This window comes from Niallia sp. FSL M8-0099, from assembly GCF_038006945.1.
Taxonomy (GTDB): domain Bacteria; phylum Bacillota; class Bacilli; order Bacillales; family Cytobacillaceae; genus Niallia; species Niallia circulans.
Genome location: NZ_JBBOWF010000001.1, coordinates 2,726,294 through 2,742,206, shown reverse-complemented (window position 1 = coordinate 2,742,206; position 15,913 = coordinate 2,726,294). Strand labels below are relative to the sequence as shown.

Annotated in this window: 14 protein-coding genes and 1 other RNA gene; 12 read left to right on the top strand and 3 right to left on the bottom strand. The window is 35.0% G+C overall.

Translation table 11 applies throughout. From position 1 onward, the window contains the following. Positions 1–314: 314 nt before the first annotated feature. The 6 genes from NSQ92_RS13630 (at position 315) to NSQ92_RS13605 (ending at position 6,844) form a co-directional block, all read left to right on the top strand. Entirely contained in the window at positions 315–2,867 is a 2,553-nt protein-coding gene (locus NSQ92_RS13630) for a vitamin B12-dependent ribonucleotide reductase (protein WP_251687604.1), read from the top strand. A gap of 276 nt (positions 2,868–3,143) precedes the next feature. Then, the gene (locus tag NSQ92_RS13625) at positions 3,144–3,842 is read left to right on the top strand and encodes a response regulator transcription factor (protein WP_341152923.1); all 699 of its coding nucleotides are present in this window, start codon (positions 3,144–3,146) and stop codon (positions 3,840–3,842) included. Further along, positions 3,835–4,947 carry a HAMP domain-containing sensor histidine kinase gene (locus NSQ92_RS13620; protein WP_095258974.1) on the top strand — a complete coding sequence of 371 codons (1,113 nt, stop codon included), beginning with the start codon at positions 3,835–3,837 and terminating at the stop codon, positions 4,945–4,947. The genes NSQ92_RS13625 and NSQ92_RS13620 overlap by 8 nt, the downstream gene beginning before the upstream one ends. Before the next feature lie 90 nt (positions 4,948–5,037). Next, entirely contained in the window at positions 5,038–5,934 is an 897-nt protein-coding gene (gene vanY / locus NSQ92_RS13615) for a VanY-A/VanY-F/VanY-M family D-Ala-D-Ala carboxypeptidase (protein ID WP_341152860.1), read from the top strand. 464 nt (positions 5,935–6,398) lie between these two features. Then, complete coding sequence (locus NSQ92_RS13610) at positions 6,399–6,698, top strand: DUF2089 family protein (protein WP_061798489.1); 300 nt, start codon at positions 6,399–6,401, stop codon at positions 6,696–6,698. Beyond that, on the top strand, positions 6,698–6,844 hold the full coding sequence (locus NSQ92_RS13605; RefSeq protein WP_341152859.1) for a hypothetical protein: 147 nt from the start codon (positions 6,698–6,700) through the stop codon (positions 6,842–6,844). The genes NSQ92_RS13610 and NSQ92_RS13605 overlap by 1 nt, the downstream gene beginning before the upstream one ends. Before the next feature lie 349 nt (positions 6,845–7,193). Here NSQ92_RS13605 and NSQ92_RS13600 read toward each other — a convergent pair whose 3' ends face one another. After that, positions 7,194–7,457 carry a spore coat protein gene (locus NSQ92_RS13600; protein ID WP_341152858.1) on the bottom strand — a complete coding sequence of 88 codons (264 nt, stop codon included), beginning with the start codon at positions 7,455–7,457 and terminating at the stop codon, positions 7,194–7,196. A gap of 327 nt (positions 7,458–7,784) precedes the next feature. On the opposite strand from NSQ92_RS13600, the gene NSQ92_RS13595 reads away from it, so the two are divergent. Continuing rightward, complete coding sequence (locus tag NSQ92_RS13595) at positions 7,785–8,669, top strand: patatin-like phospholipase family protein (protein ID WP_095258947.1); 885 nt, start codon at positions 7,785–7,787, stop codon at positions 8,667–8,669. A 60-nt stretch (positions 8,670–8,729) separates the two neighbouring features. On the opposite strand, the gene NSQ92_RS13590 is transcribed toward NSQ92_RS13595, so the two are convergent. Continuing rightward, the gene (locus tag NSQ92_RS13590) at positions 8,730–9,119 is read right to left on the bottom strand and encodes an SA1362 family protein (RefSeq protein ID WP_341132699.1); all 390 of its coding nucleotides are present in this window, start codon (positions 9,117–9,119) and stop codon (positions 8,730–8,732) included. A gap of 191 nt (positions 9,120–9,310) precedes the next feature. Next, positions 9,311–10,246 (bottom strand): DUF1385 domain-containing protein, encoded by a 936-nt coding sequence (locus tag NSQ92_RS13585; RefSeq protein WP_341152857.1) that lies wholly within the window; start codon positions 10,244–10,246, stop codon positions 9,311–9,313. A 216-nt stretch (positions 10,247–10,462) separates the two neighbouring features. Here NSQ92_RS13585 and NSQ92_RS13580 point away from each other — a divergent pair, with 216 nt between their 5' ends. The 5 genes from NSQ92_RS13580 (at position 10,463) to NSQ92_RS13560 (ending at position 15,896) form a co-directional block, all read left to right on the top strand. Then, on the top strand, positions 10,463–10,993 hold the full coding sequence (locus tag NSQ92_RS13580) for a YqhR family membrane protein (protein ID WP_047941157.1): 531 nt from the start codon (positions 10,463–10,465) through the stop codon (positions 10,991–10,993). Positions 10,994–11,246: 253 nt separating this feature from the next. Next, on the top strand, positions 11,247–12,308 hold the full coding sequence (locus NSQ92_RS13575) for a M24 family metallopeptidase (RefSeq protein ID WP_095258945.1): 1,062 nt from the start codon (positions 11,247–11,249) through the stop codon (positions 12,306–12,308). Between the two features lie 12 nt (positions 12,309–12,320). After that, positions 12,321–12,878 (top strand): elongation factor P, encoded by a 558-nt coding sequence (gene efp / locus NSQ92_RS13570; protein ID WP_047941155.1) that lies wholly within the window; start codon positions 12,321–12,323, stop codon positions 12,876–12,878. Between the two features lie 74 nt (positions 12,879–12,952). Further along, a non-coding RNA gene (gene ssrS, locus NSQ92_RS13565) (6S RNA) lies at positions 12,953–13,144 on the top strand. A 520-nt stretch (positions 13,145–13,664) separates the two neighbouring features. Next, positions 13,665–15,896, top strand: a complete 2,232-nt coding sequence (locus NSQ92_RS13560) for a glycosyl hydrolase family 95 catalytic domain-containing protein (RefSeq protein WP_341152856.1) — start codon at positions 13,665–13,667, stop codon at positions 15,894–15,896. Positions 15,897–15,913 lie beyond the last annotated feature (17 nt).

Here is a 15,913-nt window from a genome sequence, read left to right as displayed (position 1 = left end):
ATTTTATCATTTGACAAATTGGTTAACACTCTATCAATACACAATATATAGATGTTTTATGTTTGTTTATATACTATATATTGATTTCGCTGTTTTGGTGTGATAGATTAAGGTTATTGCAATACTAGACACCTATTGATAGATTTATCCCACTCTTAAACTTCTATAAAGGAGAGAAGGATAGATATCAACTGTTTGGAAAGGGATGTATGGTTCAATTAACCATGGTTATGGATGGGAGTTTCTTATTTAAGTATAAAAGAAATTTTTCATCAATTAGATAGCATTTTTATATGAGTGAAGGAGTTGTCCGTATGTCTACAATGTTAAGTCGGGGTATTAAATTAAATGTTGAGAAACTGAATAAGGATATTGCTTTATTTCCGGAGGTCTATCCAATTACTCCAGATATGAAGCTAACACATAAAGGCGTTTCTCGACTAGTAATGCTTGATCGTTATACGTATAAAGATACAGAGAAAATTACATTAACTGCTGGTGATTTTGTGGTTTTAACTATTAAAGAGGACCCTAAGTTTCCAGCAAGAGGACTTGGATTTATTCAAGAAATTGATCATGTCTTAAACACAGCAACAGTGTTAGTAGAAGAAGATTATCGTGGTGTGCTGGAAGGAAAAGAAGCAGAAACAGGAGTTGTCATTCGTTCTTTAGATGTTATTGAAAAACCATTGGAGATATATTATGAGCAAATCGCTAAGCGTAATGCAACTGGTCTAGCGTCAGTAGAAAAGACGGAAGAGAAAAGAAAAGAATGGTTCGAAAAGTTTTACCAGGAGCTTGTTAATTTGAACTTCATCCCGGCTGGTCGTGTGTTATATGGAGCAGGTGCAGGAACGGATGTTACATATTTCAATTGCTATGTAATGCCTTTTGTTCCAGATTCAAGAGAAGGTATTTCCGAGCATCGTAAGCAGGTTATGGAAATCATGAGTCGTGGAGGCGGTGTAGGAACAAATGGATCTACATTAAGACCGCGGAATACATTAGCAAAAGGAGTTAATGGAAAATCTTCAGGTTCTGTTTCTTGGTTGGATGATATTGCAAAATTAACCCATTTAGTAGAGCAAGGTGGATCTCGTCGTGGTGCTCAAATGATTATGCTAGCTGACTGGCATCCAGATATTATTGAATTCATTATTTCGAAAATGCAAAATCCTCGCATTTTACGGTTCTTGATCGATAATACACAAGACCAAACCATTAAAAAATATGCACAAGATAAATTAAAATTTACGCCATTAACGGACAAAGAGCGTGCCATGTATCGAGGCATTCTAAATTATAAGAATATCCCTGGCCAAGGTGGTTTTAACGAGGAAATTTTCAGGGATGCAGAAGAAAAGCTTTCAATCGGAGGGACATATTCTGTTCATCAGACAGAATTTTTAACTGGCGCAAATATTTCTGTCTGCTTAACAAAGGAATTTATGGAAGCGGTGGAGAAGGATGAAGAATATGCACTTCGTTTCCCAGATGTAGAAAGTTACGATAAGGAGCAAATGCAGCATTATAATGAAGAATGGCATAAAGTTGGTGATGTAAGAGAGTGGGAGGCAAAGGGAAATAGAGTTCGTATTTATCGTAAAATGAAGGCAAAGGAATTATGGAACCTAATTAATATCTGTGCAACTTATTCTGCAGAGCCCGGTATCTTCTATATTGATAATGCAAATGAAATGACAAACGCAACTAGCTACGGTCAAAAAGTTGTCGCGACAAACCCATGTGGTGAGCAGCCGCTGGCACCATATAGTGTATGTAACCTTGCTGCTGTTAATCTTGCAGAAATGGCAGATAAAGAAAACAAGACTGTTAATTTTGAGAAGCTTAAGAAAACAGTAGAAGTAGGCGTAAGATTGCAGGATAATGTTATTGATGCCACACCTTACTTCTTGGAAGAAAATAAAGACCAGGCTCTAGGAGAGCGTCGTGTTGGACTTGGAGTAATGGGTCTTCATGATTTACTCATATACTGTGAAACAGAATATGGCAGTGAAGAAGGAAATGTTTTAGTAGATAAAGTATTTGAAACGATTGCAACAACTGCATACAGAACATCGATTGACTTGGCAAAAGAAAAAGGCAGCTTCCCATTCTTACAAGCAGAAACAGAAGAGGGAGAAGCGGGATTACGCAATGCTTTTATTCATACTGGCTACATGAAAAAAATGCCTAAGGATATTAGAGACAATATTCTTCAATATGGTATCCGTAATTCCCATTTACTAACTGTTGCACCAACCGGAAGCACAGGTACAATGGTTGGGGTATCAACTGGTCTGGAACCATACTTTTCCTTCTCTTACTTCCGCAGCGGGAGACTTGGAAAATTTATCGAAGTAAAAGCAGATATTGTTCAAGAATATTTAGATGCACATCCAGAGGCAGATCCAGATACTCTTCCCAATTGGTTCGTTGCTGCAATGGATCTGGAACCTGAGGCTCATGCTGATGTACAATGCATCATTCAACGATGGATTGACAGCTCTATTAGTAAAACGGTAAATGCGCCAAAAGGTTATAGTGTAGAGCAAGTTCAGAAAGTATATGAGAGATTATACCGTGGCGGCGCTAAGGGTGGTACGGTATATGTTGATGGTTCACGTGACAGTCAAGTGCTTACATTAAAGGCAGAAGAGAATACATTCGAAGATATACTACTACAAAAACAGGAAAAAACACATGTTGTACTTGTTGATACAATAAATGAATTGCAATCAACAAACGTAACGATTGGGTCAGAGATAGGCGATACTTGTCCTGTATGCAGACAAGGCGTCGTCGAAGAAATTGGTGGCTGTAATACTTGTACGAATTGCAACACACAATTAAAATGTGGACTTTAATAAATATTAGGTATAGAAAAATGGCTGAATTGAAAACATCCCCCCAAAAAACCTCTTCTTAATATTAATGAAGAGGTTTTTTTATAGCTGAAAGTTGAGAATGAATTTATGTGATACTAAATAGGGACAGGAGAAGTTGCGTAAAAGTAGTATAACAGCTTATAGTAATGAATAGAACTCGGAGAGGATATATTGAAAAAGATATTCCTCCTAAACATTTTTGAAGCTTGGAGTTTTGCTATTAAAGCGATGAAACTTCTTAAAGGAGTGAAACAGATGAAAACTATTTCGATTTTAATTGCAGATGATGAGGAAGAGATTGCTGATCTGGTTGCAATCCATCTAGAAAAAGAAGGTTACAATTGTGTGAAAGTGCTTAATGGCCAAGATGCAATATTAGCTATCCAGACTCGGTCCATTGATTTGGTGATTTTAGACATAATGATGCCGATAATGGATGGATATGAAGTAACTCGCCTGATTCGGGAACAGTATAATATGCCTATCATTTTTTTGAGTGCAAAGACTTCTGATTTTGATAAAGTCCATGGATTAGTGATTGGAGCAGATGATTATATGACAAAGCCATTTATTCCCATTGAATTAGTGGCACGTGTGAATGCTCAATTACGACGATTTATGAAGCTGAATAATCCAATCGCAAACTCTAATAAAACAATCTTGGAATTTGGTGAAATAGTCATTTCACTTGAGCAACGTACTGTGTTGCTTCATGGAGAAACGATTGAACTGACTCCGAAAGAGTTTGATATTTTACATTTGTTAGCTAGTCATCCGAAGAAAGTTTATAGTGTTGAAAATATCTTTCAAAAAGTATGGGGGGATGCATATTTTGAAGGAGCTAATACGGTGATGGTGCATATACGCACATTGAGGAAAAAGCTTGGAGAAGATAAGCGGAAAAATAAGATTATCAAAACTGTATGGGGAGTGGGGTATGCCTTCAATGGCTAAATTTATGCGCAGTTTTCGTACTAGAATAACTGCATTATTTGCTGCCAGTATGTTTCTGACAGGTATCATCACTTATTTCATTTATAAAGTGTTACAACTTTACTATCATACGATGGTTCAATATGGTGATTCACTAGTACTGCTTCGTCAATTCATCAAAAGTATTGGAGATTTTGCCTTCTTTTTTATACTATTTTTCTGCCTGTCCTTATTGTTTTTTTATATACTCACAAAGCCTTATTCAAATTATTTCAAGGATATATCCAATGGAATTCATTATCTTTCTCATGGGAACTTTAAACATAAAGTAATTATCCACTCAAATGATGAATTTGGAGATATTGGACAAGCAATTAATCGGGCTAGCGAGAAATTAGAAGAGGCCATACAAAGAGGCGACTTTTCAGAAAGTAGTAAGGAACAGTTAGTTGTAAATTTGGCTCATGATTTGCGTACTCCCTTAACTTCTATTTTAGGTTATTTAGACTTAATCCTGAAGAATGAGAAGTTGACTAAAGAACAACTAAGGCATTTTTTAACGATTGCTTATACTAAATCCCAGCGTTTAGAAAGATTGATTGATGAATTATTCGAAATTACTAGAATGAACTATGGCATGCTGCCAATTGATAAGAAGGAAATTAATATAAGTGATTTACTTCTTCAATTAAAAGAAGAGTTATATCCAATTTTTGAGAAAAATGATTTAATTGCTCGAATAAACATTAAGCCTAATTTACTTATTTGGGGAGATGGAGAGTTATTAGCTCGTGTATTTGAAAATCTTTTAACTAATGCTATTCGATATGGATATGATGGCCAGTATGTGGACATTAATGGTTTTGTTGAAGAAGATGTAGTAGTTGTTCAGGTTGTAAATTATGGAGATAGTATTCCGGCTGAAGAACACCCTTTTCTTTTTGATATGTTTTATACAGGTGATAAAGCACGAACTCAGCAAGAAAATAGCACAGGCCTTGGTTTATTCATTGCAAAGAATATTGTGGAGCAGCATAATGGCAAGATAAAAGCTGAAAGTAATTTGATACGTACTGTATTTGAAGTACGTTTACCGCAGGAAAATGCTCCAATTGAAATTTTATAAAGAATTTAAGAAAAATTTAAACTTTACCCTACTCTTTTTTTAAAAAGTTGTCCCTATTCTATTATTTATAAGAATAAGGAGGATTTTAAAATGAAGAAGTGGGGATGTTTATTGTTATTATTAATAGGTGTGTGTTTTTTCTTTGTCTATAAAGAATCTCCTCTTTCAGATAAAATAGTGATTCAAAAAAACAGTGGATATTTAGAAAATCGTGCTAACGATGAAGGTTTACGAAAAATAAAGATTTCAAGAGAAATGGTCTTTCAAGGAAATTTACTCTTGATTAATAATGAATTTCCGGTTCATCAAGAGAGTATAAAGTCAGATATTGTCGAGTTATTCAGGCATAAAGAATGGACACAGGGATTTGTACTGTTTGATAATGATATTAAATTGTCTAAGGAGGTACTCCATAAATTCTCAGAGATGATAGCTGCCGCTAAAAAGGAAGGGGTTGATCATTTTCTAATCAGTAGTGGCTTTCGAGACTTTGAGGAGCAAAATGTTCTGTATCATGAGATGGGGGCAGACTATGCTTTGCCGGCAAGCTATAGCGAACATAATTTAGGTTTATCACTTGATGTAGGGTCTACACAAATGAAGATGGAGGCAGCACCTGAAGGTAAATGGTTAGAGAATAACGCTTGGAGATATGGCTTTATATTACGTTATCCCAAGGATAAAACAGAAGTTACTGGAATTCAATATGAACCTTGGCACATTCGCTATGTTGGATTGCCGCATAGTGCAATTATGGCGGAAAAGGATTTAGTTTTAGAAGAATACTTAGCTTATTTAAAAGAAGAAAGAAACATTTCGATTACGCTAAATGAGAAAAAATATGATGTCTCTTATTATCCGCTCGCAAAAACTACGGATATTCATGTACCAGACAATCTTCACTATGAGCTATCAGGCAACAATATAGATGGTGTTATAGTGACAGTATTTGATGGGGAAACAAATTCTTCTCAGACGGATAGATGAGGGGATACAAAATGTGTTTAATAACGAAACGATTAATCCCAAAACTGTTTTACATGTAAAAGAAGGCTGTGAAATGCACAGCCTCTCAGACCATAGACAAACTCCTTGAAATTTGAGGTTTTGTCTATGGTCTTTTTTTATGACCTCTTCTAATAGGGTATTGATTTTCGCTACAGGGGTTCGCTTTCCAAGGGGCGAGAGCCGAGCCGCTTCGTCGCATACGTGAACTGCACCCCAATTATTGGTAGAGAGAGTAATAGAAAGAAGTAGACATAAAAGGAATTCTTTTGATTTAAAGTAATAACTTCTTTCATTCTTAAATAAAACTCTAAAATTTTTAACTAAATTATCATAAAAATTAAAGTATAGATATAAAATATTTTCAATAAAATTAATATTTTATTTTACTTTATTAAAAAATATGTTAAACTAATTTTATAATAAATAGAAAGGAGTGAGGTTGTGTGGATATAAAAGATGTGCCAAACTGGATTTTAACCTTAGAAATTGAAGATCTTGAATTTATCAAGAAGTTTATTCTAACTTCAGGATCATTAAAAGAAATTGCCAAAATCTATGAGGTTTCCTATCCAACAGTTAGACTTAAACTTGATCGTTTAATAGATAAAATCAAAATGAATGATGTCGTGGAAAACGAAGAGTTTATTAAATTTATCAAAGGCCTGTCAATTGATGATCGTATAAGTGTGGAAGATGCAAAATTAATTATTGAAAAATATAAAAAAGAAAGGAATGAGACATAATGGATATAGATTTTTATGGCGTTTTTATTACTGCTGGTATTCTGGCTGTTCAGTTCTTCTTTTCAACTAGAAACAGTATTTACTGGGGAGCAGTTTTACCTTTACTTTATATTGGCTTTGTTACATGGATGCTGGCAACAGATTAAATCGAAAGTTTTATTGCATACATCCTTATTCTATTATTAGGAAGTTTATTTCTTCTTGCAGAATGGAGTGGCGGAAGAAAGTATCTGCACGAAAAAAGAAGAAAAGAATTAGATAAAATGAAATCACATGATATGAAATAGCGAAAGCTTAGTAAAAGTACTTCAGAAGTATGTATATTGGCCGCGAATAAATACCTAAACAATAATGTAATGGCATTTACATATTATTGTTTAGGTATTTTGATTGCAATATTTAATTCTTCTTTTCATTAAATTTGCAAATGTTTATATGATTTAGTTATGATTTACATTGTCAGGACCATACATACACTACTGGGAACAACTAGTTTTAATAATATCCATAAGGTGGATAACCATACCCATAACTGTACGGTGGATACCCATAACCATAAGGTGGATAACCGTATCCTCCATATAGAGCTGGAGCAAGTAACGCGCCTGTTGCTAACCCGCCAAGTAATCCCAGTCCAAGTCCGAACCCAGGTCTTCCGAAGCCAAAACCAGGTCTTCCGAAACCAAAGCCAGGTCTTCCAAAACCAAAGCCAGGGCGAATTCTCCTCACATCATTTGCATCAATGTAGTGATTTTGCATAATGATTCCTCCTCTTTTCTTTTTCGTTTTTTTTAACACCTAACCTCTAAACATACTACCTCTTTTTACTATCTTGTTTGCAAGGAAAAGTGCCTAGATTTTTCTGCTTTCAAAATAGTTTATGTGTTCCTGCACTAATTTGCTTGATACAAATGCCTAACTGCATACAGCAATTTTTAGTGGAGCTAAAGAGATGCTGATAAAAGCAATAACTTTTAACTTGTCTTCTGTACTATTTTTCACTTCGTAATACTAAATTTGAGGTAGGGAGGTGTAGGGATTCCATCTATATCTTTCGCCTTAACTGCTTTTAAAAGGAGTGATTAAATGTATATAGACGGGGTATTTTCTGGCGGAGGAATTAAGGGGCTGGCATTAGTTGGCGCCTATGAGGTAGTTGAACAGCGTGGCTTTAAATTTGCTAGACTAGCAGGAACTAGTGCAGGTTCCATTGTTGCAGCCCTAATTGCTGCAGGCTATACAAGCAGAGAGATAGCCCAGCTTCTTGAAGATTTAGATTTGAATATGTTTTTGGATGAAAGAAAGTTATTTATCCCCTTTCCTCTTGCAAAATGGTTCTTTCTCTATTGGAAATTAGGTCTATATAAAGGAGAGGAATTAGAAAAATGGATAGAAGAGAAATTAGCTGCAAAAGGATTAAGAACTTTTGCGGATATTCCTCCTCAAACATTACGTTTTATCGCTTCAGATATTACAAATGGCGTATTAATGATTCTGCCAGATGATCTACCGAAATACGGCATCAATCCTCAGACATTTTCCATTGCAAAGGCTATTCGAATGAGCTGTAGTCTTCCTTATTTTTTTGAACCAGTGATAATCGGCAGTAAGGCAAATAAAAATGTGATTGTCGATGGCGGTGTATTAAGTAATTTCCCAATGTGGTTATTTGATCAAGAAAATGTATTAAAAACACGACCGATATTAGGGATAAAGTTAAGTCATAATATCAAGGAGCATCCAAAACATAAAATCACAAATGCCATTGATTTATTCGCAGCCATGTTTGAAACAATGAAAGATGCTCACGATTCGAGATATATTTCGCGAAAGCATGAGAAAAATATCATATTTGTACCAACTGAAGGTGTTTTAGCAACAGAATTTGCGCTTACGAAAGAGGATCAAGCGAAGCTCATACAACTAGGGAGAGATTGTGCCATTAAATTTTTTAAATCATGGGCTTATTAAATTGTTTCTCTTATGAGGTGTATCGCTAATGATAAGAATATTAAAAAAGGAATCGAGCCCTTATAAGGAAGCTCGATTCTTCTTTTTGCTCTTCTTGCCTTCAATAACAGTCAAATGAGCAGTACTCTTACTTCTTTTATGCTTATTGGCTTTTATGGAAGAGGTTTTTGTTGATTGTTGTTGTCCAGAAGATGATCTGTCCCTTGTCTGTAGCCTTTTTTTTGATTGCTTTGCAGCTTTTAGAAAAGCTTTTTGCTCTTTTTTTTGTGGGCTAGATGTACTGAAATGGCGATAAATGAACCATATAGCGGCACCAACAGCGACCATCACAACAATGTTTAGAAAAAATCCACTAGGATTTTTAATTAAATTTACAGATAGACCGATGAAAGCAAGGAAAATGATACTTCCAAATAAGATAAGTGAAAATCGGTTCTTCAAAAAAGCCACCTCCCTAAAAGCATGATAAGCATTTTTTCTAACTTTTAAACTATTAATAAGAAAAGTTTATTCAAAAAGGGTTAAATTGTTCACTTGAAAAAGTTTTCAGAAAAAAGATTTTTCGCATCGAAATGATATGAACCATTAAAAAAGGGGTAATCCCTTTTAAAAGATAATACCCATTGCTTCTATTTATTCAATCATTGTCTTGATAATTGTGCTTCTGTTTCTTCCTCGCGTCTTTTTAATTCATTAAAGGAAAGTATTGCTATTTCTACTTGATCATCGCTTGGTTCTTTTGTCGTTAATAATTGCAGCCATAGACCTGGCAAACCAAGATATTTTAACACAGGAACATCTCTTAATTTATTCGTAATTTGAAGTACTTCAAATGAAATCCCGATAACTACTGGAATTAAAGCAATTCGGATTAATACTCTTTCTAACAGATTTTCTGGATAGAAGAATAGATAAAGGAATAAACCAACTATTACGGTGAAAAGGATAAAGCTCGATCCACAGCGATAATGTAATCTAGAAGCTGCTTGCACATTTTGCACAGTCAAATCTTTCCCATTTTCATATGCATTAATTACTTTGTGTTCAGCTCCATGATACTGAAATACTCGTTTTATAATGGGAGTGAGGGACACAAAGTAAATATACCCAAGTAAAAGAATTAGTTTAAACAAGCTTTCTAACATTATTTGGGCAACATGACCAGAAATAATCGGCATAAATAAAGCTGCTAAAAAAGTTGGAATAAGCGTGAAAATGAATTTTCCGAATAGAAAGGATAGGACTCCCAGAACAGCGACCCCTAAAACCATCGATAATTTAGAAGGTTCTTGTTCTTCTAATTTATAATCTTCAGAAGGATCTAAATCAAACCGATCTGTTGAAAAATTTAAATGTTTTGTTCCATTTCCGCTCGATTCAATAATGGCAATAAGCCCTCTTAAAAACGGGATTTTTTTAAATTTTGTAAGTTTATCATTATACGTTCTTGGAAGATGAAAGTAATCTACAGACTGATCTTTTCGTCTAATCGCGGTGACATAATGATGTTTTCCACCAAACATGACACCTTCTACAACAGCCTGGCCTCCGTATAATGGTTTTTGTTCACTTGACATGTATAATTACACCAACCTCAGGATAAATTAGGTGAAAACAACAAGCTTCCTATTATAGGGAAGAATATGAAGGTTGTAAATTCCCCTATTACTATATTACTAAAAAATTCAAAAAACCACTAGCAGGACATTCTTTTCTTCCATAATTGATGTTAATCAGATATTTTGCAAGGAAAGAAAAGGAATGGGACATACTATTATTCGGAGGTGGATAGGATGGATAATCAACATGATTCACATGAAAAAGGCAGGCCAATGTCTTTTATTTCTTTAGTAATTTGGACAGGAATGTTTGGTGGAATATTCTGGACGCTTATCGGTTACATAGGATATATTTTTAATTTTACCGAATTACGCCCTAATTTTATTTTAGAACCTTGGGCGATTGGAAGCTGGAAATATGGATGGCTGGGAACGGTAATTAGCTTCATTGCCATTGGTTTTTTCTCCACTGGAGCAGCGTTTGCCTATTACCTTATCTTAAGAAAATTTAAAACCATTTACATAGGCATGGGGTATGGTATTGCCTTGTTTGTTTGTGTTTTTATTATTTTAAATCCCATTTTTCCAAGTATGGCGCCTTTTTTGGAATTAAAAAGAGATACAATCATTTCGTCGGTATGTTTGTATATTTTATATGGAGTTTTTGTTGGAACCTCAATCTCTTATGAAGAAAGTGAAATTCAGTTAAAAAAATGGAAAGACAAAAAAGCAGTTACGAATATGACAGGGAGAGAAGGGGACTAAGCCAATAGTATATTTGAAAAGGGGTAAACAGACTCTAATTTTCAGTTTCCTAAGATTGTGTTTTTTGGTCAGCTAGTTAGGGTAACTAAAATCTCTGTTTACATACAATTTCGCCTGTATTCTACCTGTATTTATGTTAAAATAATTAACATGAGTGTACTTTTTTCATCATTCAGATTTTTACCTTGTCTAGAATTGGGAAGGCTGAACCACGAGCCTCTAGGAAATATATAAACTAAGGGAGAGGATTTTAATGGAGAAACTAAAGAGAATAAGAGAAGCGCTGACAGAGGTTGGGGCAGATGGCATTTTAATAACAAGCACTTATAATAGACGCTATGTAAGTAATTTTACAGGTTCCGCTGGAGCAGTCTTAATCAGTGGGGAAAAAGCGTTATTCATTACAGATTTTCGTTATGTAGAGCAAGCTGGTAATCAGTGTATTGGCTTTGAAATCGTGCAGCATAAAGGAGCGATTCTACAAGAGGTTGCTACTCAAGCAGAGAAATTAGGAATCAAGAAATTGGCATTCGAACAAGATTATACAACATTTACTCAGTTTAAGGAGTTAGAAACAGTAGTAAAAGGTGAATTAGTGCCTGTTTCAGGAATAATTGAAAAGTTACGCTTGATTAAGACAAATGAAGAGATTAAGATATTAAAGGAAGCTGCTAAGATTGCTGACGCTGCTTTCACCCATATTCTTGATTTCATCAAGGTCGGGAAAACAGAATTGGAAGTTTCGAATGAATTAGAGTTTTTTATGAGAAAATTAGGCGCCACTTCATCTTCCTTTGATACTATTGTTGCATCAGGAAAAAGATCTGCATTGCCGCATGGGGTAGCATCCGATAAAGTGATTGAAGCTGGTGACTTCATTACATTAGACTATGGTGCGTATTATAATGGATATGTATCTGATATTACGAGAACAATCGCTGTCGGTAACCCAGATGAGAAATTAAAAGAAATCTATGATATTGTTTTAACAGCTCAACTTAAGGGTATGGAAGGCATTAAACCAGGTATGACTGGTGTCGAAGCAGATGCACTTACTCGTGATTACATAACTGAAAAAGGATATGGAGAGTATTTTGGACATACAACAGGTCATGGAATAGGGTTAGAAGTCCATGAAGGACCGAATCTATCCTTCCGAAATAATGCTCCATTAGAACCAGGTATGGTAGTAACAGTAGAGCCAGGAATTTATATTCCAGGTCTAGGTGGAGTGCGTATTGAAGATGATACAATTATAACCGAAGATCATAATGAAGCTTTAACCCATTCAACGAAAGAATTGATTATTTTATAGGAGGATTACTGCATGATATCAGTAAACGATTTTAAAACAGGTTTAACAATTGAGGTAGACGGAGGAATTTGGCGCGTACTGGATTTCCAACACGTTAAACCTGGTAAGGGTGCAGCTTTTGTTCGTTCAAAATTAAAGAATTTACGTACAGGTGCTGTTCAAGAAAAAACTTTTAGAGCTGGGGAAAAAGTAGCGAAAGCACAAATTGATAACCGTAAAATGCAATATTTATACGCAAATGGTGACCAGCATGTATTCATGGATGTAGAATCTTATGACCAAATTGAACTTCCTGAAGCTGTTATTGAATATGAATTGAAATTCTTAAAAGAAAATATGGAAGTCCATATTATGATGTACCAATCAGAAACATTAGGGGTAGAACTGCCAAATACAGTTGAATTAGAAGTTACCGAAACAGAACCGGGTATTAAAGGAGATACTGCTTCAGGTGGTACTAAACCAGCTGTAATGGAAACAGGGCTAACGGTTCAAGTTCCTTTCTTCGTTAACCAAGGTGACCGTTTAATCATTAATACATCTGAAGCAAGTTACGTTTCACGCGCATAATTAGGCAGGGAAATCGGAAAATATACTTTATTTTCCATTTGCTTTTCTTTCCTTAATCATGTATGATAAAAACATAGAAGCTGCGTTGTACGTTATCGTATGAAGTTTCAACCTTTATCGATAATTAGGGAGTTCTATATTAAAGCAGGATCAGCAGGCCTAATGCCATTTGTCATTAGGACATATGATGAGAGCTTTTGCGAACACCCACCTGGTGGAGCAGGTTTTGAAACTCCATACATCAAAGCGGCAAATGCGGCAAAAAAGAAGGAAACCATTGGTTTCCTTCTTTTTTATTTTAATTGTTTTTTAGAAACCACTAATTTTTCTATTTTTATAACTAATATTTACAGCTATTTTTAATGGCATAATTGTTATTATTAAAATATGTAAGCGCAATCATATTTTAGAGGAATTTCATGCACTTCCCACAAAAAAACTATCAGTTGAATTTTGCAAATGATTAATCAAGCAACTGCAGAGCACAGTGTAATATTATTTATTCCGAAGGGAAAAAGTATTCGCGACCTATGGAGAGGGAAAATTCTATCCATATACATCTGTTGTAATCAAACATTATTTAGGTAAGGGACAAGCGTTTTATGTAGATACAATGCTAGGAATTAGGGGAAGGGAGTTTTACTTGAGCTAGTGTTAGATGGACTATAGATCTCGCAATATCATCTACCAGAGGGTTAGAAACAATGCTGCGTAAGAAAAATGGTGAAAAGTTCATGTTCATTATAAATCATCGAAATAACTTATTTAAAAGAAAGGGGAGAGTTAATGATGACAAAATTAATTAATCGTTCCATCGCTGATCGTTGGGAAGATGGCCTATTAATTGGAAATGGAAAAATGGGGCTAGTTCTATATGGAACTCCAAGTGTCACTTATTTGGATTTTACAGTACAAGACCTATTTCTAAAAGATAATCAAATGCAAAAGCTGCCATATTTAGCTCCCCATCTAGAAGAACTTCGCTCCATTATAGATAAGCAAGGCTATAGGGAAGGAATTAGTTATTTTTATGAGAAAGCCCAAGAACAAGGCTATAAGGGTTTAACGATGAGTGATCCTTTTATACCAGCTGCTAGGTTCCTTATAGAGATTAAGCAAGATTCAATAGAAAATTATCAGCGGATCATTGATTTTCAAAATGGAATGATACAAGTAACTTATAATTCTTCAATAGGAGGCAAGGTAGAAGAAACCTTATTTGCTTCCAAAAAGGAAAATTGTATTTTTGGTAAAATTAAAAGTGAAAAACCGTTAACTGGAAGCGTTATTCCAGTTAATTGGAAAGAAATGAAAATGAAAGAGAAGATAACTGTCGCAGCGAATGATCAGTTAAAATGGGAACATAGATATCAAGATCAAACAGGCTATGATGTAATCTGGTCTATAGATTCCGCTGATGGGAGAATCATCCCTCAAAGAGATAGCCTGATGTTTCATGATTCTACCACCATCTATTTTACAATCCAATACGTCGAAAAAGACAAAGAGGAAAGACAAGTCAATTGTTATGAAAAGGCAATTATAGAACACAAAAAGTGTTTTTCTAAAAAATTTAACGCTGTCAAACTGTTATTAACGGATGAACAAGAAACTATTTATCTTGAAGAAGTTCTCTCAGAAATGCGAACTCGAAAACAAATAACACCAGTATTTATGCAGCTTTTTTATCAAGCATCACGATATGTCATTCAATCAATGGCAAATGGAATTCCAACATTGCAGGGAATATGGTCGGGAACCTTACATCCTGCTTGGAGTGGTGATTATACATTTGATACAAATGTCCAGCTGGCTATTTCATCATTAGCAAGCAGTGGCTATTTTACAGAATATCGCAGCTTTTTTGAACGATTAAAACAGTATTACCCAGATTTTAGAGAAAATGCGCAATACTATTATGGTTGTCATGGATTTTTGGTACCTGTACATGCCAGTACTACAGCAAAACATGTTCATTGGAATGAAGAATGGCCGCTCATTTTTTGGATATCAGGGGCCGGATGGCTCGCTTATTTTTATTATGAATATTGGCATTATACAAAAGATGCAGCTTTTTTGAAACATGAATGCATCCCTTTTTATGAAGAAGTGCTGGCATTTTATTTAGACTTTGCGCAGTGTAAAGAAGGAAAACTTCGCTTGTCCCCAAGCTATTCAGCTGAAAATGGAATGGGAGACAATACAACAATGGATATTGCGATTGTTAAGAGTGTGATAAAGTACTATATTGAGGCGAAAACCCAATTGGGTGACGAAGTGGCAAAGATTTATAAACAATTATATGAACAAATTCCACCTTACCGTTTGTTAGAGGATGGTGGTATAGCGGAATGGCTAGATCCAAGTACAGTAGAGAATGACAATCATCGTCATTTTTCCAATCTGTATCCACTGTTCCAAACAAAAGAGATTAATCAAGATACACCGGAATTATGGGAATCAGCAAAAATAGCTTTTCGAAAACGAATGGATTCTTGGTTAAATAATTTGGAAGGCGATACAACGTCTTCCCATGGGAGAATGCATGCAGCAATGTGTGCGATAAGTTTAGAGCAAACAAAAGAAGTAACAGAATCATTGGAAGCACTTGTGTTGGAAAATGCATTTATGGATTCATTGGCGACTGCCCATTATCGCGATAAAAATATATTTAATGTAGATGCAAATGGTTCTTTGCCAAAAGTAATTCATGATTGCCTAATCTACCCGGAACATAATGATAGTGTCACCATCTTAAAGACGGTCCCATACTTTTTAAGCAGAGGAAAGGCTACTGGTATCTATTTACCTGATAATCTTTATGTTCAAGCATTAGAATGGGATTTAGAAAAGGGTAATGTTTCGGTCATTTTAGAAAAACGGGAAAATCGCTTTCCAAATGTGAATTTGGGTAATCATTATGATGTGAAAAAAGAGACCTCAGATCAAAAACTGATAAACAAAAGTAAGTGGCAATATACTTGGACTTGTACTTTTGATACATTGGAAAAAAGATAAGTATTTGATTAGTTCTT